18 protein-coding genes are annotated in these 22,418 nt (G+C 67.8%); 2 read left to right on the top strand and 16 right to left on the bottom strand.

The genetic code is table 11. The annotated features are described in order from the left end of the window. On the top strand, nt 1–553 hold a 553-nt coding region (locus AC1DXV_RS16065), incomplete at its 5' end, for an ATP-binding cassette domain-containing protein (protein ID WP_477934469.1). Here the strand turns inward: AC1DXV_RS16065 and AC1DXV_RS16060 are convergent. The 16 genes from AC1DXV_RS16060 to AC1DXV_RS15985 form a co-directional block, all read right to left on the bottom strand. Continuing rightward, entirely contained in the window at nt 537–1,220 is a 684-nt protein-coding gene (locus AC1DXV_RS16060; RefSeq protein ID WP_477869605.1) for an RloB family protein, read from the bottom strand. The two genes, AC1DXV_RS16065 and AC1DXV_RS16060, sit on opposite strands and share 17 nt — an antisense overlap. A gap of 13 nt (nt 1,221–1,233) precedes the next feature. Further along, nucleotides 1,234–2,493 (bottom strand): AAA family ATPase, encoded by a 1,260-nt coding sequence (locus AC1DXV_RS16055; protein WP_477869607.1) that lies wholly within the window; start codon nt 2,491–2,493, stop codon nt 1,234–1,236. 82 nt (nt 2,494–2,575) lie between these two features. After that, nucleotides 2,576–3,142, bottom strand: a complete 567-nt coding sequence (locus tag AC1DXV_RS16050; RefSeq protein ID WP_477869610.1) for an SCO family protein — start codon at nt 3,140–3,142, stop codon at nt 2,576–2,578. Beyond that, entirely contained in the window at nt 3,139–3,609 is a 471-nt protein-coding gene (locus tag AC1DXV_RS16045) for a hypothetical protein (RefSeq protein ID WP_477934467.1), read from the bottom strand. Before AC1DXV_RS16045 ends, AC1DXV_RS16050 begins: the two co-directional genes overlap by 4 nt. A gap of 7 nt (nt 3,610–3,616) precedes the next feature. Further along, nucleotides 3,617–8,749, bottom strand: coding sequence for a putative Ig domain-containing protein (locus AC1DXV_RS16040; protein ID WP_477934465.1), 5,133 nt, complete (start codon nt 8,747–8,749; stop codon nt 3,617–3,619). A 184-nt stretch (nt 8,750–8,933) separates the two neighbouring features. Then, complete coding sequence (locus tag AC1DXV_RS16035; protein ID WP_477865646.1) at nt 8,934–9,557, bottom strand: RES family NAD+ phosphorylase; 624 nt, start codon at nt 9,555–9,557, stop codon at nt 8,934–8,936. Beyond that, complete coding sequence (locus AC1DXV_RS16030) at nt 9,554–10,393, bottom strand: MerR family transcriptional regulator (protein WP_477865647.1); 840 nt, start codon at nt 10,391–10,393, stop codon at nt 9,554–9,556. The genes AC1DXV_RS16035 and AC1DXV_RS16030 overlap by 4 nt, the downstream gene beginning before the upstream one ends. Nucleotides 10,394–10,481: 88 nt before the next feature. After that, complete coding sequence (locus tag AC1DXV_RS16025; RefSeq protein WP_477865648.1) at nt 10,482–11,261, bottom strand: hypothetical protein; 780 nt, start codon at nt 11,259–11,261, stop codon at nt 10,482–10,484. Nucleotides 11,262–11,469: 208 nt separating this feature from the next. After that, the gene (locus AC1DXV_RS16020; protein ID WP_477934463.1) at nt 11,470–15,135 is read right to left on the bottom strand and encodes a hydantoinase B/oxoprolinase family protein; all 3,666 of its coding nucleotides are present in this window, start codon (nt 15,133–15,135) and stop codon (nt 11,470–11,472) included. Between the two features lie 33 nt (nt 15,136–15,168). Continuing rightward, the gene (locus AC1DXV_RS16015; RefSeq protein ID WP_477865650.1) at nt 15,169–15,873 is read right to left on the bottom strand and encodes an ABC transporter ATP-binding protein; all 705 of its coding nucleotides are present in this window, start codon (nt 15,871–15,873) and stop codon (nt 15,169–15,171) included. Continuing rightward, nucleotides 15,873–16,586, bottom strand: coding sequence for an ABC transporter ATP-binding protein (locus AC1DXV_RS16010; RefSeq protein WP_477865651.1), 714 nt, complete (start codon nt 16,584–16,586; stop codon nt 15,873–15,875). The genes AC1DXV_RS16015 and AC1DXV_RS16010 overlap by 1 nt, the downstream gene beginning before the upstream one ends. Then, complete coding sequence (locus AC1DXV_RS16005; protein WP_477934461.1) at nt 16,583–17,578, bottom strand: branched-chain amino acid ABC transporter permease; 996 nt, start codon at nt 17,576–17,578, stop codon at nt 16,583–16,585. The genes AC1DXV_RS16010 and AC1DXV_RS16005 overlap by 4 nt, the downstream gene beginning before the upstream one ends. Next, nucleotides 17,575–18,441, bottom strand: a complete 867-nt coding sequence (locus AC1DXV_RS16000) for a branched-chain amino acid ABC transporter permease (RefSeq protein ID WP_477934460.1) — start codon at nt 18,439–18,441, stop codon at nt 17,575–17,577. Before AC1DXV_RS16000 ends, AC1DXV_RS16005 begins: the two co-directional genes overlap by 4 nt. Before the next feature lie 154 nt (nt 18,442–18,595). Continuing rightward, nucleotides 18,596–19,903: an ABC transporter substrate-binding protein gene (locus AC1DXV_RS15995; RefSeq protein ID WP_477865671.1), complete on the bottom strand. Its 1,308-nt coding sequence runs from the start codon at nt 19,901–19,903 to the stop codon at nt 18,596–18,598. Between the two features lie 39 nt (nt 19,904–19,942). After that, on the bottom strand, nt 19,943–20,737 hold the full coding sequence (locus AC1DXV_RS15990; protein ID WP_477865672.1) for a putative hydro-lyase: 795 nt from the start codon (nt 20,735–20,737) through the stop codon (nt 19,943–19,945). A gap of 125 nt (nt 20,738–20,862) precedes the next feature. Then, the gene (locus AC1DXV_RS15985) at nt 20,863–21,792 is read right to left on the bottom strand and encodes a LysR family transcriptional regulator (protein ID WP_477865673.1); all 930 of its coding nucleotides are present in this window, start codon (nt 21,790–21,792) and stop codon (nt 20,863–20,865) included. 82 nt (nt 21,793–21,874) lie between these two features. On the opposite strand from AC1DXV_RS15985, the gene AC1DXV_RS15980 reads away from it, so the two are divergent. Next, a complete protein-coding gene (locus tag AC1DXV_RS15980) occupies nt 21,875–22,327 on the top strand; it encodes a MarR family winged helix-turn-helix transcriptional regulator (RefSeq protein ID WP_477865674.1) in 453 nt (150 codons plus the stop codon). Nucleotides 22,328–22,418 lie beyond the last annotated feature (91 nt).

The raw sequence follows: 22,418 nt of genomic DNA, 5'->3' as shown, positions 1-22,418 counted from the left end.
CTTCCAGGTCGACGGCCCCGGCATCATCGGCGTGATGGGCGCCAACGGCGCCGGCAAGACGACGATGTTCGAGCTGATCACCGGCGGCAACGCGCCGAGCGGCGGGCGGGTGATGGTGGCGGGGCAGGACATCCACAAGGTGCGGTACCGCGAGCGCGACCGGCTGGCGCTGCACTACCACCAGTCCTACCAGGTGCGCTCGTTCAAGCGCGACCGGCCGAACTTCATGCTGGAGCACGCCGGCGCGGAGCGGGCGGTGGTTCACTTGTTCGACGAGCCGCAGTTCAACACGCAGGACGGCTACATCGGCTTCATGCTGGAGTTCTTCCGCAAGCTGCGCAGCCACGGCAAGCTGGTGTTCCTGTGCCTGCACCCGAACGAGCCGGTGCACATGGAGATCCTGGCCGACATCTGCGAGCGCTACATCTTCGTGCACAAGGACGAGAGCCGGGTCAGCCGGCTGATGCATGCGACGACGATGAGGGAGTTGTGCATGCAGGCGAGCGTGCGGAACTACCTCGGCAGGCTGGCGCCTTCTACGTTGAATCCTTGAGTTTCAGGAGCGTGGAAACCAAGGGCCCCATGTCTGTACAGGGCTCGACCCCATCGTGCGCGCGAGTCACTGCCGCCCGCGCCGCGGCCCGGGCAGCAGCGACTTCAACCAAGGCCCGTGTTCGTTCCCAGTGACCGCCTTGGCCCTTGTCGTAGTACGGCAGGTGCATCTTGAGGCGGGTGTACACCTCGTTGCGGTGCAGCGGTGCCTGGATGTTCTCGAAATGGAGCAGGAGCCAGAGCTCGAAGCACGGCACGGACACGACTGCATGCACTGGAACGCCTTGGCGTTCGTCATTGACCAAGCGACCACTGAGCGCGGCGGCCTTGTCGAGTGCCTGGTGATAGGTGCGATGCTCGTCCCGATCGAACACGGCGAACAGCCGGTCGAAGGCGCGAGCTTCGATGCCCCTCTTGCGATCGCCTGCCTGGAACAGGTGCTCCGCGAACTCGACGATCTGCAGGGGCTCGGTGCCGAATCCACCTTGCTGCACGTGAACATGTGCCGTCGACAGTCGCTGCTCGCGGCAGATCTCTCCCAGGTACAGCGGCTCGGTCTTCTCGCCCTCGCAGACGATCAGCAGGCGCTCGTAGGCCTGACGCACCGCCGCACGGCGGTGGAGATCGCGAGACTTCTGGCGATGCTTGGGTTGGTTGTCCTGCCCCATGGCGTGCCTCGGGTCATGCGGCCGTGGAGGCTCCGAAGTACGGGACAGCACCGTAGCGCCCCGCCAGGTAGCCTCGTTCCCATGCTTCGTGCTTGCGGGGGCTGAAGTCCGTCAGCGGGAACAGGCGCGTGGCCTGGTCGCTGCCCTTCTCGGTGAACCAGATCTGGTCGCGGCGGAACAGGTTGTGGTCCAGCAGCGACGTGTCGTGCGTGCTGAAGATGAGCTGGGCACCGGCGCGATTCAGCGCATTGTCGTGAAACATCGAGATCAGCCTGCGGACCAACAAGGTGTGCAAGCTGCTGTCCAGTTCGTCGATCACGAGGATCCGACCCTCGCGGATCGCCTCGAGCACCGGGGCGACCAACGCGTAGAGGCGTTGCGTGCCTTCGGATTCATCTTCCAGTTCGAACTTCGCGCGCCCCTTCGGTGTAGTGTGCTCGAAGATCGGCACCAGGAACTCGCCATCCTCCTGGCTCGCTTGCGCCACGCCACCGGCACGGAACTCGACATGGCTGCGCGAGCCCTTGCGAGGCACGGCCTGCACGTCAGCGATCGAGAGATCGGCGGCCCGGAGGAAATCGCGAATCGTCTCGCGACCTGTCTGTGTCGCGAGCAAGGTCGTCGTCGCGTCGGGACTCAGCAGCCCTCCCGCCGGCAGGTACACGATGCTGTCGACGATCCATCGGAAGACAGGACTGAGCAACTCGCTGTTGAGTTGCGCGGCAGTCGACAGGAATAGCGCGTTCGGGCGCGTGCTGTCCTGCCAGAGCTTGCGCGGACCGGTGAGGTAGGCGCTGAACTCGTACTCGTGGCTCTCGCCGTCGTCTGCCAGGCGCCGGCTGAACCACTGCGTGGGCTTGCTCGTGCGGTAGACGACCAGCGATTCGCTGACGATGCGCCTGGATGTCATCGCAAAGGCGTACTGGTGTCGAACGCCATCGATCACGAAGGTCATCTCGAATGCCGTGGGCTCGTTGGCCCAGGTCTCATCGAGCTTGTAGGGCTGGACGTTGTAGGCCTGGCCCGGCTGGATCATCGAGGCGGACTCCGCCACCACGGCGCGCATGTAGCTCAACGCGAACAGCAGCGTCGATTTGCCGCTCGCATTCGGCCCGTAGACAACGGCGGCACGAACCGCATTCGGCAACGCCTTCACCCCGGTGAGCGCAAGGTGGGTGTCGGCCAGTTCCTTGTCGGTGCTGGACGCCACCAGGCTCAACGCTTGCTCGTCACGGATCGACTTGTAGTTGCGCACCCTGAACTCGAGCAGCATGAGAACCCTTTGGAACTAAAATTCCCTCGATTTTCGACGATCTTTGCGGAAATATGAAGTTATTTTGTTCTCAAAGGGGAAATCAAGCGCGCGCAGCCACGCCTCGCATCAGCTTCACCAGTTCCCCCGGCTGCGGCATGTCCTCGGTGCGGTAGACCAGCCGCGCCTGCCGGTCGAACACGAAGGCCTGCGCGGTGTGGCGGTCGGTGCCGGGCGCGCGGCCGCGCAGGAAGTCGAGCAACGGGTCGACATCCTTCAGCTTCGGCAGCGCGGCTGCCCAGCGTGGCGACTGCGCGCCGAACTTCGCGAGCCACGCCCGCATCGCCGGCAGGTCGTCGCCCAGCGGGTCGATCGACAGCGACAGCAGGCGCAGGCCGGCGTTCTCCTTCGCGAGCCGGGCCTGCGCATCGGCGAACACCGCGCCCTGGATCGGGCAGGTCGCGCTGCAGCCGGTGAACATCAGCTGCACAGCCGTGACCTGTCCGGTCAGCAGCGAAGGCAGCGGCACCGACTTGCCGGCCATGTCCTGCAGCGACAGCGCCGGCGCAGGCAGCGCCGGCTGCACCGGTCCGAAGACGCTGTGGGCCCGCGCCCCCTGCAGCAGCCCGCAGGCAGCCGCACCGACAAGCCACTCTCGCCGCGTCGTCATCGCATCTCTCCTCCGTCGATCAGGTACGTCCACAGCGCCTTGCACTGCGCATCGTCGATCGCATAACGCGGCATCTGCCGCGGGATCAGCATGATCGCCGGGTCGATGCCGCTGCGCAGCAGCCGGCAGAACGCCGCCTCGTCGTAGCGCGACGGCGGCCCGCCGCGCCGCGCGATCGGGCCCAGCAGCCGCTCGCGCGTCAACAGCGGCGCGAACGAGGCGGCCCCCGATGCGGCCTGCGCCGCACTCTCGCGCGAATGGCAGTTCGTGCAGCGCGTCGCGACGGGCGGCAGCGGCTGGGCGTGGCCGTTGATCGTGCCGGGCAGCGGAACCTCGCCGCGGTAGAGCTGGCGGCCCAGGTTGGAGCCGGGGTCCGCCAACACGACGACCGCGCACAAGGCCAGGCTGCCGCCCAGCCACCAGGACTTCGACAGGCTCAGTCCGAACGGTTTGTGTGCGCTCGCCACCGTTCCCCTACCGCACCACCACGCTGTACATGCTGTTCCCTCCAGAAGCCACCGGTCCCAGGTTCACCGTCCCGGCCGGGAAGCTCTTCGTCCACACGCTGAAACTGCGTGCCGTGCCCGCCTCGTCGGTCGTCACCTTCAACCCGGTGTTCGACCAGCCCGCCATCCACGAGAACGCGCCGGTGAAGCGGTCGTCCACCGTCACATACACGTCCGCCGGCTGGTTCAGCGTGAAGCTTGCCGTCGGGTTGCCGGTGAAGGTCTTCGAATCGTTCGCGGTGCGCAACCAGGGGGAACCCGACAGCAGCGCCGGCAACCCGGTGATCGTGAAGGCGCGGTCGCCGAACTGCAGTCCGGCCGCCTGCAGGTTGGCCTGCACCGACCAGTCCGCCGCATTCGCCGTGTCCAGCACCGACAAACCACCGATCGTCGCCGCGCTGATCGCATCGTTGCTGTCGTCCAGCTGCTGCAGGTAGGCCACCAGCTGCGTGCGCTGCGCCGCCGTCAGGCTGCCCGCGGCGCCGTGCTGGTTGGCCGCGTTGGCAGTGGTCAGCACGTCCAGCAGCGTGGCGGCCGAGCCGTCGTGCAGGTACGGCCCTGTCGCCCACGCGCCCTTCAGCGTTGGCGTGTCCAGCCCGGTCAGCGTCTGGCCGAGCCGCTTGCCCGAAGACGCCTTGATCGTGCCGACATTGCGCAGCACGCCGCCGGCGCTGTCGGTTGCATCGGTGCCGCCGTGGCACGCGAGGCAACCGCCCGCGCCGCGGAACAGCGCCTGCCCGGCCAGCGCATCGGCYGTCAGCGTGCCGTTGGCGTTGCGGTACGGGCTCGCATCGCTCGCCTTCAGCGACGCCACATACGCCGCCAGCGCGTCCAGGTCGGCGCTGACGCCCGCCTTGCGATCGCCCAGCGGCTGCGAACGCGTGCCGGTGTTGAACTGCGCATCGCTCATCAGCCCGGTGCCGAGCGCGAAGTTCCGGATCTGGCCCTCGAAGTCCTGGATCTCGTCGAAGTTGCCGGTCCAGTGCTGGTTGCCCTGCGCACCGGCATGCCCGCGCAGCGAGATGGTGTTGCGCAAGCCCTCGCCGAGGCCGGTGAAGTCCCAGGTGCGGCCGTCCTGCCCACCATCGTTGTGGCACGACGCGCAGCTCATGTAGGCATCGCGCGCCAGCCGCGTGTCGGCCGCGTCGTAGAACAGCTTCTTGCCCACCAGCACGGTGGCCGCGAGCTTCTCGGTGCCGACCGCCCCGGCGTTCGCGAGCAGCGGCAGGTTCAGCTCGCCGAAGTTCACGAGCCGCGCCAGGTCGTAGACGCCGAGCGTGCGGTCCATGAAGTTGTTGACGTACAGCTTCAGCCCGTCGGCCGACACCGCCACCGCCTGCGGTGCACGGCCCGCCGGGAAGCGGTAGATCTCGGCCTTCGCGACCGGATCGACCACCGCGACCTCGCGGCTCGTCTCGAGTGCGACGAACAGGTAGGCACCGGTCGGGTGGAACACCGCGCCGCTGCCGACGCCGGAGTTGTCGTGGTCGATGCGCGCGGTGTAGTCCTCGGCCCAGCCCACCAGGTCGATGCGCGAGCTGATCGCGCGCACCGTGTTCTGGAAATCGAGGTTGCTGCCGTCGCGCAGCGTGCCGCGCAGCAGGTTGTCCTGCTTGGACGGCACCCAGGCGCTCTTGCCGTCCGGCGAGATCACCGCCGGCGCCAGGTAGTTCGGGATGCCACGGCCCTGCAGCAGGCTGTCGGGCTTGTCGCTGTGCTGCAGCACCACGGTGCGCTCCACCGCCATGGCTGCCGTCACGACGACCACCTCGCCGCCCTTCTTCACGCCGCTGACGGCCGTCTGCACGGCGGCCGTGCCCTCGCCCGGCAGCGCCGGCGAGACGAAGCGCGACACCAGCACGCGATCGCTCGCCGCCGTCACCGAGACGTGCCGCGGGTTCGCACCCACCGCCACGCTGCCGAGCGTCGCGCCGGTCGAGGCGTTCAGCTTCAACAGCTGGCCGCTGCCTTCGAGCGCGACATAGGCCGCGCTGCCATCCGGTGCGAAGGCCAGGCCGAACGGCTGCGAGGCGCGCGGCAGGGCCACCGTCTGCGCGACCGCCAGCGTGCCGGCGTTGACGATGCTGATCGTCGCATCGCCCTTGTTGACGACCCACATGCGGCCGTCGGGCGCACGCGCCACGCTGCGCGGCCGCGTGCCGACCGCGATCTCCGCGACCCGCGCGTTCGTGCTGCCGTTGAAGACGCTGACGCTGTCGTTGTCCTGGTTCACCAGCCACACGCGCGGCGTCGTCGCGGGCTCCAGCGCGATCGCCGACGACGAGGTCGGGCGCGCTGCGGTGGCCGCGGCATACACCGCCTGCCTGAAGGTGCGCGAGGTGACGACGTTGTTCGCATCGATCGCCTCCACCGTCACGCTGTACAGGCCCGGCGCCGCGTAGGTGTGGGCGATCGACGTGGCGGTGGAATAGGCCGTCTGCGCCGTGCCGTCGCCGAAGGTCCAGCGGTAGCGCGTGCCGGTGCCGCCGTTCGACGCGACGTTGAACGTGACGCTGCCGCCCGAGGCGATCGGCGCCGCCGCGACCGGGTCGATCACGAAGGCCGCCGCGCTGACGTTCCAGGTGAACGCCGCGCTCGCGGTGCCGCCATGCCCGTCGTCGACGCCGATCGTCACCGCGAAGTTGCCGACCGTGCTCACCGTGCCGCTGATCAGCCCACTGGTCGCGTTGATCGTCAGCCCGTTCGGCAGGCCAGTGGCGGACCAGGCCAGCGCATCGCCATCAGGATCGCCGGCGCTGACGCCGAACGACACCGCCTGGCCGACCAGGTTGTTGCGGTTGGCGATTGGCGCGATGGCCGGGGCGCGGTCGACCGTCACGGTCTTCTCCGAACTGCGGTCCGGGAAGTCGTTGAAGTTGCCGCTCTTCAGCAGCGACCAGTTGACGCCGTCGTTGCCGATGTAGAAGTTCCAGCCGGCGATGATGCCATTCAGCCCACCCGCCACCGGACGCGGCAGGTACTTGAAGCCGCCGATGCCGCGCGCGGTGCCGAGGTTGACGATGAAGCGGTGCGGCAGCGGCGCGTTGCCGCCGGTGTACTTGGTGTGCCAGAAGGTCGCTGCATCGCCATCGATCGCGGCAGCGCCCGAGTTCTGGCCGCTTGACGCCTCCTGGCTGTCGACCTGCACCGCCCAGCCGGTGCGCGGGATCACCGCGCCGGCGCGGTCGAGCAGGTTGAACTCTGCCATCGAGGTCCAGGCGTTGCCGCCCTGCTCCGACACCGCCTCCAGCATCACGTACTGCACCGTCGCGCCGAGCACCGGCGTGACGTTCCACGCCAGCATCGTGCTGCTGGCCGCCACGTCGTTGCGCGTGCTCACCGTGACCACGTACTGGCCCACCGTGGTCGGCGTGCCGGTGATCGCACCGCTGCTCGCGTTGATCGCGAGGCCCGGCGGCAGGCCGGTGGCCGACCAGGTCAGCGTGCCGGTCGGCGTGGTGGCGGCCAGCGCCAGGTTCACCGCGCTGCCGCTGATGCTGCTCTGCGTGCCGGGGTTCACGAGCTTCGGCGCGGCATCGCCACCGATGCGGATCATCTTCGACACCGAGGGCGTGCCGGCCGCGTTCATCGCGAACAGCATGTAGTAGCCGGGCAGCAGCACGCCGGGGTTCGAAGGCAGCGCCAGCGAGTAGGCGTTGCTGCCGGTGGTGGTGAACTGCAGCGGGATGCGGCGCTGGTCGTTGTTGACGGTGTGCGTGGTCGAGCCCACGCGCACCAGCGAGAACTGCGCGACCGCGGCGTTCGTCGTCACCGCGATGCTGGTGCCCTGCGTCGCGGTGGCCGGCGCGGTGCTGATCGCCGGGCGCGTCGCGGCGGTGCCGTCGTCGTTCAGCAGGTAGTGCGGCGTCAGGATCTGCGCGTTCGCATGGTTGGTCGAGCAGCTGCCGCACAGGCCGCTGCCGGCCGTCAGCACGCGGGCGTCGGGCAGCAGCAGCGCGATGCTGTGGTAGTTGCGCGGCACGCCGATCGGCGGCAGCGGCACGAAGGTCTCGGTGGCCGGATCCCACAGCTCGGGCACCAGCGCCGAGTTGTCATCGGACCACGGGCGGCCGAAGCTGTGGCCGCCGATCACCAGCACCTGCCCGTTCGGCAGCACGACGCCGTTGCTGAAGATGCGCGAGTACGCCATCGGCGCGACCTTGCGCACCGAGACGCCGGCGTTCACGTCGATCACGTAGGCGCGGTTGTTCGCGTTCTGCCCTTCGTAGGCCGGCGCGCCGCCGACCTTCAGGATCTTGCCGATGTCGTACATCACCGCGTTGCCGCTCTGGCTGTATGCATCGTCGCCGCGCGTGCCGGCGGGCGTGATGCTTCCGCTGCCCTGGGTGTCGATCCAGTTCATGTTCGCGGCCGGCCCGGCGTGCAGCACCTTGCCGTTCGGCGCCGGGAACAGCCACATGTGGTTGTCGGCGCGAAACGCGAAATCGGGGTCGTTGCCGAGCGCCGCGTCGACCGGCACGCCGGTTAATCGGGCCCAGCCGCCGGCGGCCGTCCAGCGCTCGCCGTGCTTGTTGCCGCGCCCGCCGCTCCACGAGCCGCCGAGCGTGAAGACCGAGCCGTCGGCGAGGATGGTGTTGGCGTTGTAGCCGCGCGCGATCGTCATCGTCGCGCCGGTGCTCCAGGCATTGGCGACCGGGTCGTAGACCGTCGTCTTGGCGCTGTCCTTGCCGCCGTTGACGAGGATGCGGCCGTCCGGCAGGTTGGTCGTGCCGGTGCAGAACATGTCGTGGCCGGTCTGCGTGACCAGCGTCTCGCTCGCGGTCTGCGTGGCCGGATCGAACAGCGTCGTGTAGGTCTGGCCGCTCGGCGCGCCGTCGGTGAAGCGGTCGGACGAGGCCCACAGCACCACCTTGCCGTTCGGCAGCAGCGCGGCCGACGGCGTCACCATCGACAGCGGGATCAGCGGGGTCCACTGGCCGGCGCCGGGTGCGGCCACGGCGGCGGTGCGCTCGGTAGGTGGTGCGGCGGCATCGGCTGTGGGCGCTGTGTCGTTGCCGCCGCCACCGCCGCACGCGGCCAGCAGCAGAGCACCAGCCAGCACGGCGCCACGCGGCACCGGGACGCGGAAGGATCGGGTCATGCTTGTCTCCTGCCTGGTGCATGCGGCGGCCCGGGGGCTCGCGCTGCGCCATGTCGTTGATCGGGGGAAGGCCTGCTGTGAACGTATGTTCTATTTTTTAATCAACTAGAACATTCGCTCTTTTTACAGGTGTGCCGACGCGCTGTCAACACGGGGCGGGTATTCAGATCGAGAGGATCAGGCCCTAGATGGGCACCACGCGGTACCGTCGCATGATCGACTGAGCCTCTGTGGACGTCATGGGGTCGACACTTCGTGCGTTCGAAACGGTCAAGCCTTTGGCAGAGATGGCACGCTCGAACAGTGCCACGCAGAACTGGCCTGATTTGAAGCGCGACCGATACCGAAGGCCATCGACTTGGGGGTTGGCATGCGCATGCAACAGCGCCGACCACTCCCATGTCCGCAGATAGGAGTCTTCCATGACGTTCGATGCGCAATCACCCAGATCGATGAGGGGCTCATCGGCAAACTGGGCCAGCACGAGCGGATCCCTGGAAGAAATCTCACAGGCCCATCGGGCGGTCATCTTCGCCTGGGGAATCTGGATGTCCGTTCCTGCGGGGCGAACCATGTTCTGGCGCACGACCGTCTCCATCCAGCACGTCGGCAGGTCGTAGCCGAGATAGAGAACACCGAACTGATCGGAAGGCGGCAGCGCAGCAGGACAGTCATAGCGATTGCCCCCTGCCACGCTCGGTTTCATCGGGTTCTGGCCCAACCAATAGACCCGATGGAAAGTCTCCCTGGTGGCCGTCTCAACGGCAAGAACGAAGGTCGGGTCAAGCACCGGGAACGGACCGCTCATGTCTCCTGACCTTCGGTGAGTTCTCTTTCCAACGCTCGCCTGACGGGCTCCAACAAGGAAGAACCCGCGGACAGCTTCAGATGTGCGATCAATTCATCCTTGGCAAGAACTTCGGCCCGAGGCAGGTTTTCGTTGGACAGCAGGCACTCGAAAGGCCGAAGTCCATTCAGGCTGCCGTTTGGCGTGGACATGAAGTGGTAGATGCGCCATTCGTCCGCGGACCGGGCCCGAGCGAGAAGCGCAGCCGTTGTCGCACCCGTGATCTTGGGGTCGAGTGCCCACGCGGGGATGCGATGCTCTCCCTCACCGGGCGTCCGCAAGGCAAATAGCTTCTGCTCCTTGACGCGCTTGCGCACAGCGTGCTCTCCAATGCCCAGAAGATCGCTGGCTTGCGAAGTCGACTTGAACTCCTTTGACTTCAGCAGCGCCGTCTTGCTCTTCAGCCCTCGTTCCAGAAGCTGTTGCCAGCCTTCAACGACGGGCACGTCTCGGATTCCCGCATCTGCCTTGTCGGCCAGCGTTTCGGCGACCTGCCGGATGAACTGCCTCGCGGACAGTTCTCCAACATGTTGCTGCTGGACCTCCTTCAGAGACTCGAGGGTCTTTTCAAACACGGAGCGCGCAAGACCTGGGCTCAGTGGGTGGATCGAGAGATCCTTGTGCGGCGGGTCGGCGTCCAGGTGCTCGGCGCCTGGGGCATTCGCGAGCTCAGCATCCAGGATGCTCCAGGTCGCCAGATCAATGACCAGCGGCACGGAGACGCTTCCAGCCCCGCTCTTCTCGTTGCTGGAGGACTTGGCAGTTTTCGCTTGCTTGCGGGATGAAATGGGAGCCATGGCAACTTTGCGGGCTGGGAGGATTCGCAGTCTCGTCAGTCTCTCAGGTTACGCCAGTTACGTCCATTGCAATCCCCCACCGACCGACTCAATCGGGCGCGACAGGCGGTACCGTCAGCGCTGCGCGGTGGCGTTGCAGCACCCACGCGACGACCAGCACCAGCCCCCACGCCGCCACGTAAGACAGACCGGCCCCGAGCGTCGGCAAGGCCAGCGCAAGCACCATGAAGAACGCGCCGAAGCCGACCATGCCGCGCACGAAGCCGGCCAGCAGCTCGATGGTGGCGTCGGCACCATGGCGCACCCGCGTGAAGCACGGCAGCACGTTGCCGGTGATCGGCAACGCGAGCAGCAGCCCGCTGAGCGCGGCCGGGAACACCGACGCGCCACCCATGATCGCGGCGGCCAGCGCGGCGGCGGCTGCGACGCGCAGCACCAGTTCGACCGGCGGGATGTGCAGCACCGTGCGCTCGCGGCGGTGCGCCGGCATCGATCGCATCCCGGCCCACGGCGCGAGCGCCGCCAGCCCGCAGGCTGCGGCAAACGGCAGCTCGATCCACACGAGCAACCCGCCGACCGCGAGGAACACCGCATTCGCCGCGAGCAGCGACACCCACCACGGCCAGCGCCGCACCGCGTGCGCGAACGCCACCATGTGCGACACCATCGCCGGGTACGCGACGATCGTCGCCACCGCGATCGCATGCGCCTGCGACAGCGGCGCCTGCAGCAGCACGAAGCCCATGATCGGCCCGGCGATCATCGGCAGGCCCGACAAGGTGCCCGCGACGCCATGGCCGAAACGCTTCGCGGCGAAGCTGGCCGTGAGCACGACCGCGCACACCAGCGCGAGCTTCAGCAGGAACATCGGTGGCACCGGCGGGGGAAAGAAAAAAATATGGGCCCGCCGGCAAAGGGAGGATTGCGGCAGCGGGCCCGAAGGTCCGGCTGGAGGGAGGTATGGGCCGGACAGCCCGGCATGAGGGAGGGACGGGCCGGGCGGTTCGAAGTGTAGGGAGCGTTGATGCCTTTCCCCACACCGGCGCGCCGGTCCATTTGTACCGACATCGTTTGCCTCACACCGCGCCGTAGCCCCCGCCGCCCGGCGTCTCGATCACGAACACGTCGCCCGGCCCCATCGGCACCGAACCGATGTGGTCCAGCATCTCGACCTGCCCGCCGGCCCGCTCGACCCGGTTGATGCCCGGCCGGCCGGCCGATCCGCCGGCCATGCCGAACGCGCCGGCGTGGCGCCCGTTCGACAGGATCGAGGCCGTCATCGGCTCGAGGAAGCGCACGCGCCGCACGCCACCGTCGCCGCCGCGATGCCGGCCGGCGCCGCCCGAGCCGGGGCGGATCTCGTAGCTGTCCAGCCGCACCGGGAAGCGGAACTCGAGCACCTCCGGGTCGGTGAGCCGCGAGTTCGTCATGTGCGTCTGCACGACCGAGGTGCCGTCGAAATCCGGCCCGGCGCCCGAGCCGCCGGAGATCGTCTCGTAGTACTGGTAGGTCGCGTTGCCGAAGGTGAAGTTGTTCATGGTGCACTGCCCGGCCGCCATCACGCCGAGCGCGCCGTACAGCGCGTTGGTGATGCAGGTCGAGGTCTCGACGTTGCCAGCCACCACCGAGGCCGGCGGGTTCGGGTTCAGCATCGAGCCTTCGGGGATGATCACCTGCAGCGGCTTCAGGCAGCCGGCGTTCAGCGGGATGTCGTCGTTGACCAGCGTGCGGAACACGTACAGCACCGCCGCCATGCAGACCGCGCGCGGCGCGTTGAAGTTGTTCGTCAGCTGGGCCGAGGTGCCGGTGAAGTCGATCACCGCGCTGCGCTCCTGCTCGTTCACCCGGATGGCCACGCTGATGCGCGCGCCGTTGTCCAGCGGCAGCGTGAAGCTGCCGTCCTTCAGGCGCGTGATCACGCGGCGCACCGATTCCTCGGCGTTGTCCTGCACGTGGCGCATGTAGGCCTGCACCACCTCGAGCCCGAACTGCTGCACCATCTTGCGCAGCTCCTGCACGCCCTTCTCGTTGGCCGCGATCTGGGCCTTCAGGTCGGCGAGGTTCTGCTGCGGGTTGCGCGACGGGTGGGGGCCGCTCTTCAGCAGCGCCAGCATCTCGGCCTCGCGCAGCACGCCGGCCTCGACCAGCTTGACGTTGTCGATCTGCACGCCCTCTTCTTCGATGCGCGTCGAGAACGGYGGCATCGAGCCCGGCGTGATGCCGCCGATGTCGGCATGGTGGCCGCGCGAGCCGACGTAGAACAGCGGGGCCTCGTTCTCGCCATCCCCTTGGTAGACGGGGGTCACGACCGTCACGTCGGGCAGGTGCGTGCCGCCGTGGTACGGGTCGTTCAGCGCGTACACGTCACCCGGCTTCATGCGCCCGGCATTGCCCTGGATGACTGTCTTGATCGACTCGCTCATCGAACCCAGGTGCACCGGCATGTGCGGCGCGTTGGCGATCAGGTTGCCTTCGGCATCGAACAGCGCACAGCTGAAGTCGAGCCGCTCCTTGATGTTCACCGAGTACGCGGTGTTCTGCAGCTGCAGCCCCATCTGCTCGGCGATGTTCATGAACAGGTTGTTGAACACCTCCAGCATCACCGGGTCGACCGTGGTGCCGATCGCGCGGCGCAGCTCGCGCGGCTGCACGCGGTCGAGCAGCAGGTGGTCGTACGCGGTGACGCGGGCGCGCCAGCCGGGTTCGACGACGGTGGTCGCGGTCTTCTCGGCAATGATGGCCGGGCCGTCGATGGTGTGGCCGGGCAGCGCGTCCTCGCGCACCACCAGCGCCGCATCCCACCAGCGGCCGCCGCTGAACAGCTGCACCGTCTCGCGCACCGGCGCGGCGCCGCTGGCGGCCAGCGCATGGCGCGGCTCGACCGGCGCATCGCCTGCACCGACCGCCTCCACCGACACCGCCTCGATCACCAGCCGGCGCTCGCTCATCAGGAACGCGAAGCGCTGGCGGTACGCGGCCTCGAACGCGGCCTGGATGGCCTCGGGCGTGCCGAACGGCACCACCAGCGCCGAGTCGGTGCCCTCGTAGCGCACGTGCACGCGGCGCAGCACCGTCACCGCGGCACTGCTGGTGCCCTGGCGCTTCAGCTCGCCCTCGGTCTCGGCGGCCAGCGTGGCCAGCAGTTCGGTGACAGCCGGCATCGCACCGGCCAGCGGCAGCTCGACCGCGCGCTCGCGCAGCACCGCCTGGTCGGCCAGCCCCATGCCGTAGGCCGACAGCACGCCGGCCAGCGGGTGCGCGAACACCCGGTTCATGCCGAGCGCATCGGCCACGCGGCAGGCGTGCTGGCCGCCGGCGCCGCCGAAGCACTGCAGCGCGTAGCGCGTCACGTCGTAGCCGCGCGCCACCGAGATCTTCTTGATCGCATTGCCCATCGCGCCCACCGCGATGTCGATGAAGCCCTCGGCCACCGCCTCCGGCGAGCGCTTGACGCCGGTCGCGCGTTCGATCGCGGCGGCCATCTCGGTGAATTGGCGCACCACCACCTCGCGGTCGAGCGACTGGTCGGCGTTCGGGCCGAACACCTTCGGGAAATGCGCCGGCTGGATCTTGCCGAGCATCACGTTCGCATCGGTCACCGCGAGCGGGCCGCCGCGGCGGTAGCAGGCCGGACCCGGGTTGGCGCCGGCACTCTCCGGCCCGGCGCGGAAGCGCGCACCGTCGAAGCTCAGGATCGAGCCGCCGCCGGCCGCCACCGTGTGGATGCTCATCATCGGCGCGCGCATGCGCACGCCGGCCACCTGCGTCTCGAACGCACGCTCGAACTCGCCGGCGAAGTGGCTCACGTCGGTGGAGGTGCCGCCCATGTCGAAGCCGATCACCTTGACCTCGGCGGTCGCGGTGGCGGTCTTCGCGTCATCGCCCAGGCCGAGCGGCGACAGCCCGAGCTGCGCGGTGCGCACCATGCCGACGATGCCGCCGGCCGGGCCGGACAGGATCGCGTCCTTGCCCTGGAAGGCATGCGCATCGGTCAGCCCGCCCGACGACTGCATGAAGAACAGCTTCACGCCCGGCATCTCGCTCGCGACCTGCTCCACGTAGCGGCGCAGGATCGGCGACAGGTAGGCGTCGACCACCGTCGTGTCGCCGCGGCCCACCAGCTTCATCAGCGGGCTCACCTCGTGCGAGACGCTGATCTGCGGAAAGCCGATGCGCTGCGCGATCGCCTTGGCAGCGAGCTCATGCGCGGTGAAGCGGTAGCCGTGCATGAAGACGATCGCGACACTGCGCAGCCCGGCGTCGTAGGCGGTTTGCAGGTCGGCCTGCAGCTGCGCCTCGTCGAGCGCCTCGATCACGTCGCCCTTCGCGCCGACGCGCTCGCGCGCCTCGATCACGCGGCTGTACAGCAGCTCGGGCAGCTGGATGTGGCAGTCGAAGATGCGTGGGCGATCCTGATACGCGATGCGCAGCGCATCGCGAAAGCCCCTTGTCGTGACGAGCAGCGTCGGCTCGCCCTTGCGCTCSAGCAGCGCRTTRGTGGCCACCGTGGTGCCCATCTTCACGCACTCGACGCGCTCGGCCGGGAAGGCCTCGCCGGGCTTCAGGCCCAGCAGGTGGCGAATGCCGGCGACCGCCGCATCGCGGTACTGCTCGGGGTTCTCGCTGAGCAGCTTGTGGGTGACCAGCGTGCCGTCGGGCCGCCTGGCGACCACGTCGGTGAACGTGCCGCCGCGATCGATCCAGAACTGCCAGCGGTCGGTGCCTTGAACTTGAGCTTGCATGGATTTCTTTCCTGGGCCTCACAACCCGAAGTATCACAACCCGAGATAGGCCTTCTTGACGTCGTCGTTGGCCGCCAGCTCGGCGCCGCTGCCCTGCATCACGATGCGCCCGGTCTGGATCACGTAGCCATGGTGCGCGATCGACAAGGCCTTGTGGAGATTCTGCTCGACCAGCAGGATCGTCACGCCGGTCGCGTTGACGCGCTGGATCACCTCCAGCACCTTGGCGACGAACTTCGGCGCGATGCCCCACGACGGTTCGTCCAGCATCAGCAGCTTCGGCCTGGCCATCAGGCCGCGCGCGATCGCGAGCATCTGCTGCTCGCCGCCGCTCATCGTGCCGGCGAGCTGGGTCTCGCGCTCCTTCAGGATCGGGAACAGCGTGAACATCTCGTCGATGCCGGCCGCCACCTCGTGCGCATCGGTGCGGGTGAAGGCGCCGAGCTCCAGGTTGCGCCGCACCGTCAGGCGCGGGAACAGCCGGCGGCCTTCGGGCACCAGCGACAGCCCGAGCGGCACCCGCTGGTGCGCCGGCAGCTCGTGGACCGGCCGGCCATCGAAGCGCACGCTGCCGGCATCGAGCCTGTTCAGCCCGGCGATCGCGCGCAGCGTGGTCGACTTGCCGTTGCCGTTGCCACCGACCAGCGCGACGATCTGGCCCTGCGGCACCTCGAGGCTGACGTCGGACAAGGCCAGCACGCCGCCGTAGCTGACGCGCAAGTTGGAAACCTGCAGCATCACTCGTCTCCCAGGTAGGCGTGGATCACGTGCGGATCGCGCGAGACCTCGGCCGGCGTGCCGTCGGCGATCTTCACGCCGCGGTCGAGCACGACGATCCTGTCGGCGATCGGCATGATGCCTTCGAGCACATGTTCGACGATCAGGCAGGCGATGCCGCGCGCGCGGATGTTCAGCACCACCTTCACCATCTCGCGCACTTCCGACGGGTTCAGGCCGGCCATCACCTCGTCCATCAGCAGCAGCTTCGGCGCGATGGCGAGCGCGCGGGCGACCGCCAGCCGGCGCTGCTCGCTGATCGTCATGCTGCCGGCGGGCTTGTCGGCGAATTGATCGAGGCCCACGAAGGCCAGCCACTGCTGTGCCTCGTCGCGGGCGGCCGAGACACGGCGGTTGCGCATCAGCGCGCCGGTCATCACGTTCTCGCGCGCCGTCATGCTGGTGAAGGTGCGCGCGACCTGGAAGGTGCGGCCCACGCCGGCGCGGGCGCAGGCCTCGGGCGGCAGGCCGGAGATGACTTGGCCGTCGAGCCGGATCTCGCCGGCGCTCGGTTCGTAGAAGCCGGCGACGCAGTTGAATGCCGTCGTCTTGCCGGCGCCGTTCGGGCCGATCAGCCCGACGATCTGGCCGGCGTCGACGCTGAACGAGACATCCTGGTTGGCCATCAGGCCGCCGAAGCGCTTCGAGACGCCTTGAAGTTCAAGCAGGCTCACAGTGCCACCTCCACCTTGGCCGCTTCGACCGCGCGGGCGCGGCGCCGCTGCTGCCATTCGCGGAACCAGCCGATCAACCCGCTCGGGTAGAACACCGCGATGCCGACGATCAGCGCCGCGTAGATGATGGTGTCGGTACCGCGGCCGGTGCCGCCGAAGCTGGCGCGCGTCAGCTCCTCGATCGTCGTCAGCACCACCGAGCCGACCACCGGCCCGAACAGCGTGCCGACGCCGCCGAGGATCGACACCAGCGCCATCTTGATCGACAGCGCGGTCGTCAGCACCGAGCCCGGGTCGATGTAGAGCTCCTTCTGCGCATACAGGCTGCCGCCGAGCGCGGTGAAGAAGGCGCTGAGCGACAAGGCCACCTGCTTGTAGCGCGCGATGTTGATGCCGATGCTGCGCGCGGCATCGGGTTCGTCCTTGATCGCCCGCAGGTAGTAGCCGATGTGGCTGCGCTCGACGGCCCAGGTCGCGAGCAGCGTCAGCGCCAGCAGGCCGAGCGCGAGCCAGTAGTACGGCGCCTTGTCGGCGAACACCATCGTGGCCCAGCCCCGCTGGTCCATCGGGATCGTCAGGCCGACCGCGCTGCCGGCGTACTCCCAGTTGGTGAACACGATCTGCACGATCTCGGCGACCGCGATCGTCGCCATCGCGAAGTAGTGGCCCTTCAACCGGAAGCACGACCAGCCGAAGCCGAGGCTCAGCAGCGCCGCGACCAAGCCGCCGAGCAGCATGCCGAGCCACGGGTTCACGCCGAAGTTCAGCAGCAGCAGCGTGGAGGTGTAGGCGCCAAGCCCGTAGAACGCCGCATGGCCGAGCGAGACCTGGCCGGCATAGCCGCCGAGCAGGTTCCACGCGACGCCGAGCTGCGCCGCCATCAGCACCAGGATCGCGAGGTTCAGGTGCGRGGGGCTGTGCGTGACGAACGGCAGCAGCACGGCCGCCATCGCGAGCGCAGCAAGCCCCAGGGTCTTCTTCGAAGGCTTCATGCTTTCCCCATCAGGCCCTGCGGCCGGAACATCAACACCGCGAGGAACAGCACCAGCACGATGGCCGTCTTGTACTGCGGCCCGAGCAGCAAGCCGCCCATCACCTCGATCACGCCGACCAGGATGCCGGCCCAGAAAGCGCCGGTCACACTGCCGAAACCGCCGAGGTTGACGACCACGAAGGCGATCAGGATGAAGTTGGCGCCGACCTCCGGAAAGATCGGGAAGAAGGTCGCGAGCAGCACGCCGGCCGCGCCGGCACAGGCCGCGCCGATGCCCCAGGCGAGAGYGAACATGCGGTGCGAATCGATGCCCATCAGCTGCGCGGCCTCCTTGTCGGCGGCAGTGGCTTCGAGCGCCGCGCCGAGGCGGGTGCGCGTCAGGAAGAAATGCACCAGCGCGGTGACCGCGATCGCGCCGACGCCGGCCACCAACTGCGGCTGGCCGAGCTGGATGCCGGCCAGCTTGACGCTGCCGCTGACCCACGAGCCCTCGATCGAGCGGAAGTCGGGCTTCCACAGGAACTGCGCGACGCCGCGCAGCAGGATCATCAGCCCGAAGGTGGTGAAGATCTGGCTGAGCATCGGCGCATCGGTGATGCGGCGGATCACGAGCTTGTACAGCAGCACGCCGAAAGCGAACAGCATCAGCACCGTGAGCGGCAGCGTGAGCATCGGGTCGAGCGCGTACAGCGCGAACAGCCAGAAGCTCGCGTACATGCCGAGCATCAGGAACTCGCCATGCGCGAAGTTCACGATGTCCATCACGCCGAAGATCATCGTGAGGCCGATCGCGACCAGCGCGTAGATCAGGCCGATCAGTACGCCGGACGCGAGGGTTTGAAGCAGTATTTCTGCGGTCATGCTTTTTCCAACCGTTCGCCCTGAGCCTGTCGAAGGGCCCGATCATCCTGAGCCCGTCGAAGGACCTGAGCCTGTCGAAGGGTCGGGCTGAGCCTGTCGAAGCCTGGTGGCATGCGAGCTGGGCTTCGACAAGCTCAGCCCGAACGGAATCGAATCACTTGCGCTGATCCCACTTCGGCATCGGCCACGTCACCTCGCGCGTCGCGAGGTTGAACGGGTACACCGTGTTGTACTTGCCGTCGACGATCTGCACCAGGATGCCGCGGCCCAGCGTGTTCTGCCCGGTGCTGTCGAACTTGACGCCCTTCCACGGCATGATCAGGTTCTCGGCGCGCAGGTCGGTTTCCGACAGGGCCTTGCGGATCGCCTCCGGCTCGGTGGATGCCGCGCGGTTGATCGCATCGGCCAGCACCATCAGCCCGGTGAAGGTGCGCGACGAGTTGCCGGTGAAGTTGGCCTTGTAGCGCCCGAGGAACAGGTCGTTGACCTGCTTGATCAGCGGGTTGCGCGTCGCAAGATCCAGCGCCCACACCTCGCGCGTGATCACGTACTCGGCATCCTTGCCCAGCGTCTTGATGAACTCGGTGTCGGTGAAGCCGGCGTTGTTCGCGAGGATCATGTCCGGCGAGAAGCCCAGCTCCTTGTACGTCTTCATCGACAGCAGCGCGTCGCCCAGGTACGACGACTGCATCACCAGCGACGGGCCGGCTGCCTTCAGCGTCTGCACTTCCGACGTGAGCTGCGTGCTCTTGGCCGGGTAGGTCACCTGCTTGACCAGGTGGTAGCCCTTCTCGGGTGCGAGCTTCGCCTGCAGCTTGGTGGTCTCGTTGCCCCACAGCGTGTTCTCGTTGAAGGTCGCGATCGCGCCGACCTTGAAGTTCTTCTTCGCCTCCAGCTCCTTCAGGAAATCGAAGAAGTTGTGCACGAACAGGTCGTCGTGCGGCGTGGTGCGGAAGAACCACTTGAAGTTGCGCGCCGTCAGCGAGGCCGACGACGACTCGGGGTTCAGGAACGGCACGCCATAGCGTTCGGCCACCTGGCTCGCGGTGGCGGTGACGTTGCTGTTGTAGGCGCCGACGAGCGCGACCACCTTCTCCTGCGTGATCAGGCGCTCGGCCTCGGTCGCGCCGGTCTGCGGGTTGCCCTGGTGGTCGGCGAACACCAGCTTGATCTTCGCGCCCTTCAGCTTCGGCAGGCCGCCACCGGCGGCGAACGGCAGGTCGGAGATGCCTTTCGTTGCGTTGTTGGCGCCGTTGTTGATGATGTCCGCCGCCAGCTCCAGCGCGTTCTTCAGCTCGGCACCGGTGGACGCGGCCGGGCCGGTCAGCGGGTAGATCACGCCGATCTTCACCTCGGCCGACTGGGCGCGCGCACCCGTGCCGAAACCCAGACCGAACAAGGTGGCGCCCAGCGCCTGGAGGACGCTTCTGCGCGGCTGCGGACGCGGTTGCGAATGTTGCATGGGGACTGCTCCTGGTAGGGGTGAAGAATGAACGTGAACTCAGAGACTGGCGATGTGCGTGTTCAGCAGGTCGGTGATCAGCATCGAGCCGGGTGCATGCGTGATGCAGAACTCCGGGCGGGCCTGCGTGATCGCGGCCTGGGGCGTCACGCCGCAGGCCCAGAACACCGGCAGCTCATCGGGCATCACGTCGACCGCGTCACCGTAGTCGGGGCGGGTGATGTCGGCGATGCCGATCAGCGCCGGCTCGCCCAGGTGCACCGGCGCACCGTGCATCGACGGGAAGCGCGAGGTGACCTGCACCGCACGGATGGCGTCAGCAGCCTTGAGCGGGCGCATCGAGACCACCATCGGCCCATGGAACGGGCCGGCCGCCACGGTGGGAATGCTGGTACGGTACATCGCGACGTTGCGGTTCTGCGCGACGTGGCGCAGCGGCACGCCGGCATCCAGCAGCGCCTGCTCGAACGAGAACGAGCAGCCGATCACGAAGCTCACCAGGTCGTCGCGCCACAGCGCGCCGATGTCGGTGACCTCGTCGACCAGCTCGCCGCGGCGCCACACACGGTAGCGCGGCACGTCGCTGCGGATGTCGATGTCGTGGCCGAGCGTCGGCAGCATCGGGTCGCCCGGCTCGGAGACGGCCAGCACCGGACACGGCTTGGGGTTGCGCTGGCAGAAGCGCAGGAAGTCGTTCGCGAGCGCCTGCGGCAGGATCACCAGGTTGCCCTGTACATGGTCGTCGGCCAGGCCGCTGGTGTGGGTGGCATGGCGGCCGGCGCGGATCTCGGCGCGGGCTCGCGAGGCGCTGGAGGACTTCTGTTCAGGCTTCATGACAAGACCCTGGCGGCGGTTGGGTTTGCGAATGGAGCGGATTGTGTTGGCCGCTGACAGGCTGCGGCAAACAAGAAATTTTTCGCTCAGCTCATCGATTTTTTCGATGAACCAAGTTGGGGTTTTCACCCATTCCTGGTGCGCTTTCGAGGCACCTTCGCACCGGTCTTCGGCACGCCGATGTAGTCGAACACGGCGTCCAGCACGTCGATCGCGACCGACGAGGTCGGGTCGTCGCGCCAGCTCGCATGCACCGGCAAGGGGAACAGCGGCACCTCGCAGGCCAGCGGCTTGATCGGCAGGCGCTCGCCAAGCCGCAACACCGCGGCCAGCGGCAGCGTCGCGACGCCGATGCCGCCCTCCACCAACTGCACCATCGCCGAGATCGACGAGATCGCATGGACCCGGCGGGGCTCGAGCCCCGCCGCGCGGAACAGGTCGAGCAGCGCGACGTGCGGCTGCGAGCCGCGCTGGAAGGTCAGCAGCTCCAGCTGCGCCAGGTCGGCGAGCGTGTAGCGGCGCTTGCGGTGCAGGTCCTTGTGGCCGACGAACACCATCTCCATCGGCGGCAGGGCGCGGCTGCGCAGGTTCTCGCCCGAGGTCGGCAGCGCCGCGAAGGCCAGGTCGAGCGCGCCGCGCTGCACCTGGTCGACCAGCACCGGCGTGGTTTCGACCGTCAGCTCGAGCGCGAAATCGGGACTGGTGCTGCGCATGTGGTGCACCCAGTCGATCAGCCACGAGTGCAGCACCGACTCGATCACGCCGATGCGCAGCGACACGGCACGCTGCGCGCCATCGGCGCCTGCACCCATCTCGGCCTTGATCTCGCGGTGCAGCGCGAGCAGCCGCTGCGCGTGGGTGAAGAAGCGCAGGCCGCCGACCGTCAGGCGGAACTGCTTGTCGCGCCGGTCGAGCAGCAGCACGCCCAGTTCTTCTTCCAACGCAGCGATGCGGCTGGACATCGCCGACTGCGTGATGAACAGCTTCTCGGCAGCGCGCGACACGCTCTTCAGCGTGACGACCCAGTAGAAGGCTTCGACGAAACGGTGGTTCATGCGGGCATTGTCGGCACTCGTCGGACCGCTCCAATCGATCTATTGTTTGCAAATAAATTGCACGCGATGTATTATTCGCCCCATGGCACGCAACACCCCCTTCCCCCAGCAGCTCGATCAACAGCTGTGCTTCGCGCTGTACTCGACGATGCTGGGCTTCAACAAGGTCTACCGCGACCTGCTGAAGGATCTGGGGATGACCTATCCGCAGTACCTGGTGATGATGGTGCTGTGGGAGCGCGATGACCTGACCGTCGGCGAGATCAGCGAGCGGGTGTTCCTCGATTCACCGACGCTGACGCCACTGCTGAAGCGCCTGCAGTCCTCCGGCCTGATCGACCGCACCCGCTCGGCCGTCGACGAGCGCCAGGTGCTGGTCACGCTGACCGATGCGGGCCGTGCCCTGAAGGCCCGCGCGGCGCACCTGCCGCAATGCATCGCCACCGCCGCCGACATGCCGGTGGCCGAGATCCTCGACCTGCGCGATCGCCTGCTGGCGCTGCGCGGCCGCATGTTCGGCCACGCAGCGGCCTGACGCGGCACTCATCCCTTCCACTCACTGAGAACCGAAGCCATGACGCACGACACCATGACCTGATATTTACTTCGCACACGATCTTTTCGCA

This window comes from Rhizobacter sp. P3_C12, from assembly GCF_056402735.1.
Note: the sequence above shows the minus strand (reverse complement) of the source record. Positions and strands in the feature narration are given on the sequence as shown.

Bases quoted from the DNA above. Each gene is read 5' to 3' on its own strand.
- AC1DXV_RS16025 (WP_477865648.1), bottom strand. From the start codon at position 11,261: ATGTTCCTGCTGAAGCTCGCGCTGGTGTGCGCGGTCGTGCTCACGGCC.
- AC1DXV_RS15980 (WP_477865674.1), top strand. From the start codon at position 21,875: ATGGCACGCAACACCCCCTTCCCCCAGCAGCTCGATCAACAGCTGTGC.
- AC1DXV_RS16060 (WP_477869605.1), bottom strand. From the start codon at position 1,220: ATGGGGCAGGACAACCAACCCAAGCATCGCCAGAAGTCTCGCGATCTC.
- AC1DXV_RS15995 (WP_477865671.1), bottom strand. From the start codon at position 19,903: ATGCAACATTCGCAACCGCGTCCGCAGCCGCGCAGAAGCGTCCTCCAG.
- AC1DXV_RS15985 (WP_477865673.1), bottom strand. From the start codon at position 21,792: ATGAACCACCGTTTCGTCGAAGCCTTCTACTGGGTCGTCACGCTGAAG.
- AC1DXV_RS16055 (WP_477869607.1), bottom strand. From the start codon at position 2,493: ATGCTGCTCGAGTTCAGGGTGCGCAACTACAAGTCGATCCGTGACGAG.
- AC1DXV_RS16015 (WP_477865650.1), bottom strand. From the start codon at position 15,873: ATGCTGCAGGTTTCCAACTTGCGCGTCAGCTACGGCGGCGTGCTGGCC.
- AC1DXV_RS15990 (WP_477865672.1), bottom strand. From the start codon at position 20,737: ATGAAGCCTGAACAGAAGTCCTCCAGCGCCTCGCGAGCCCGCGCCGAG.
- AC1DXV_RS16030 (WP_477865647.1), bottom strand. From the start codon at position 10,393: ATGGCTCCCATTTCATCCCGCAAGCAAGCGAAAACTGCCAAGTCCTCC.
- AC1DXV_RS16050 (WP_477869610.1), bottom strand. From the start codon at position 3,142: ATGACGACGCGGCGAGAGTGGCTTGTCGGTGCGGCTGCCTGCGGGCTG.
- AC1DXV_RS16035 (WP_477865646.1), bottom strand. From the start codon at position 9,557: ATGAGCGGTCCGTTCCCGGTGCTTGACCCGACCTTCGTTCTTGCCGTT.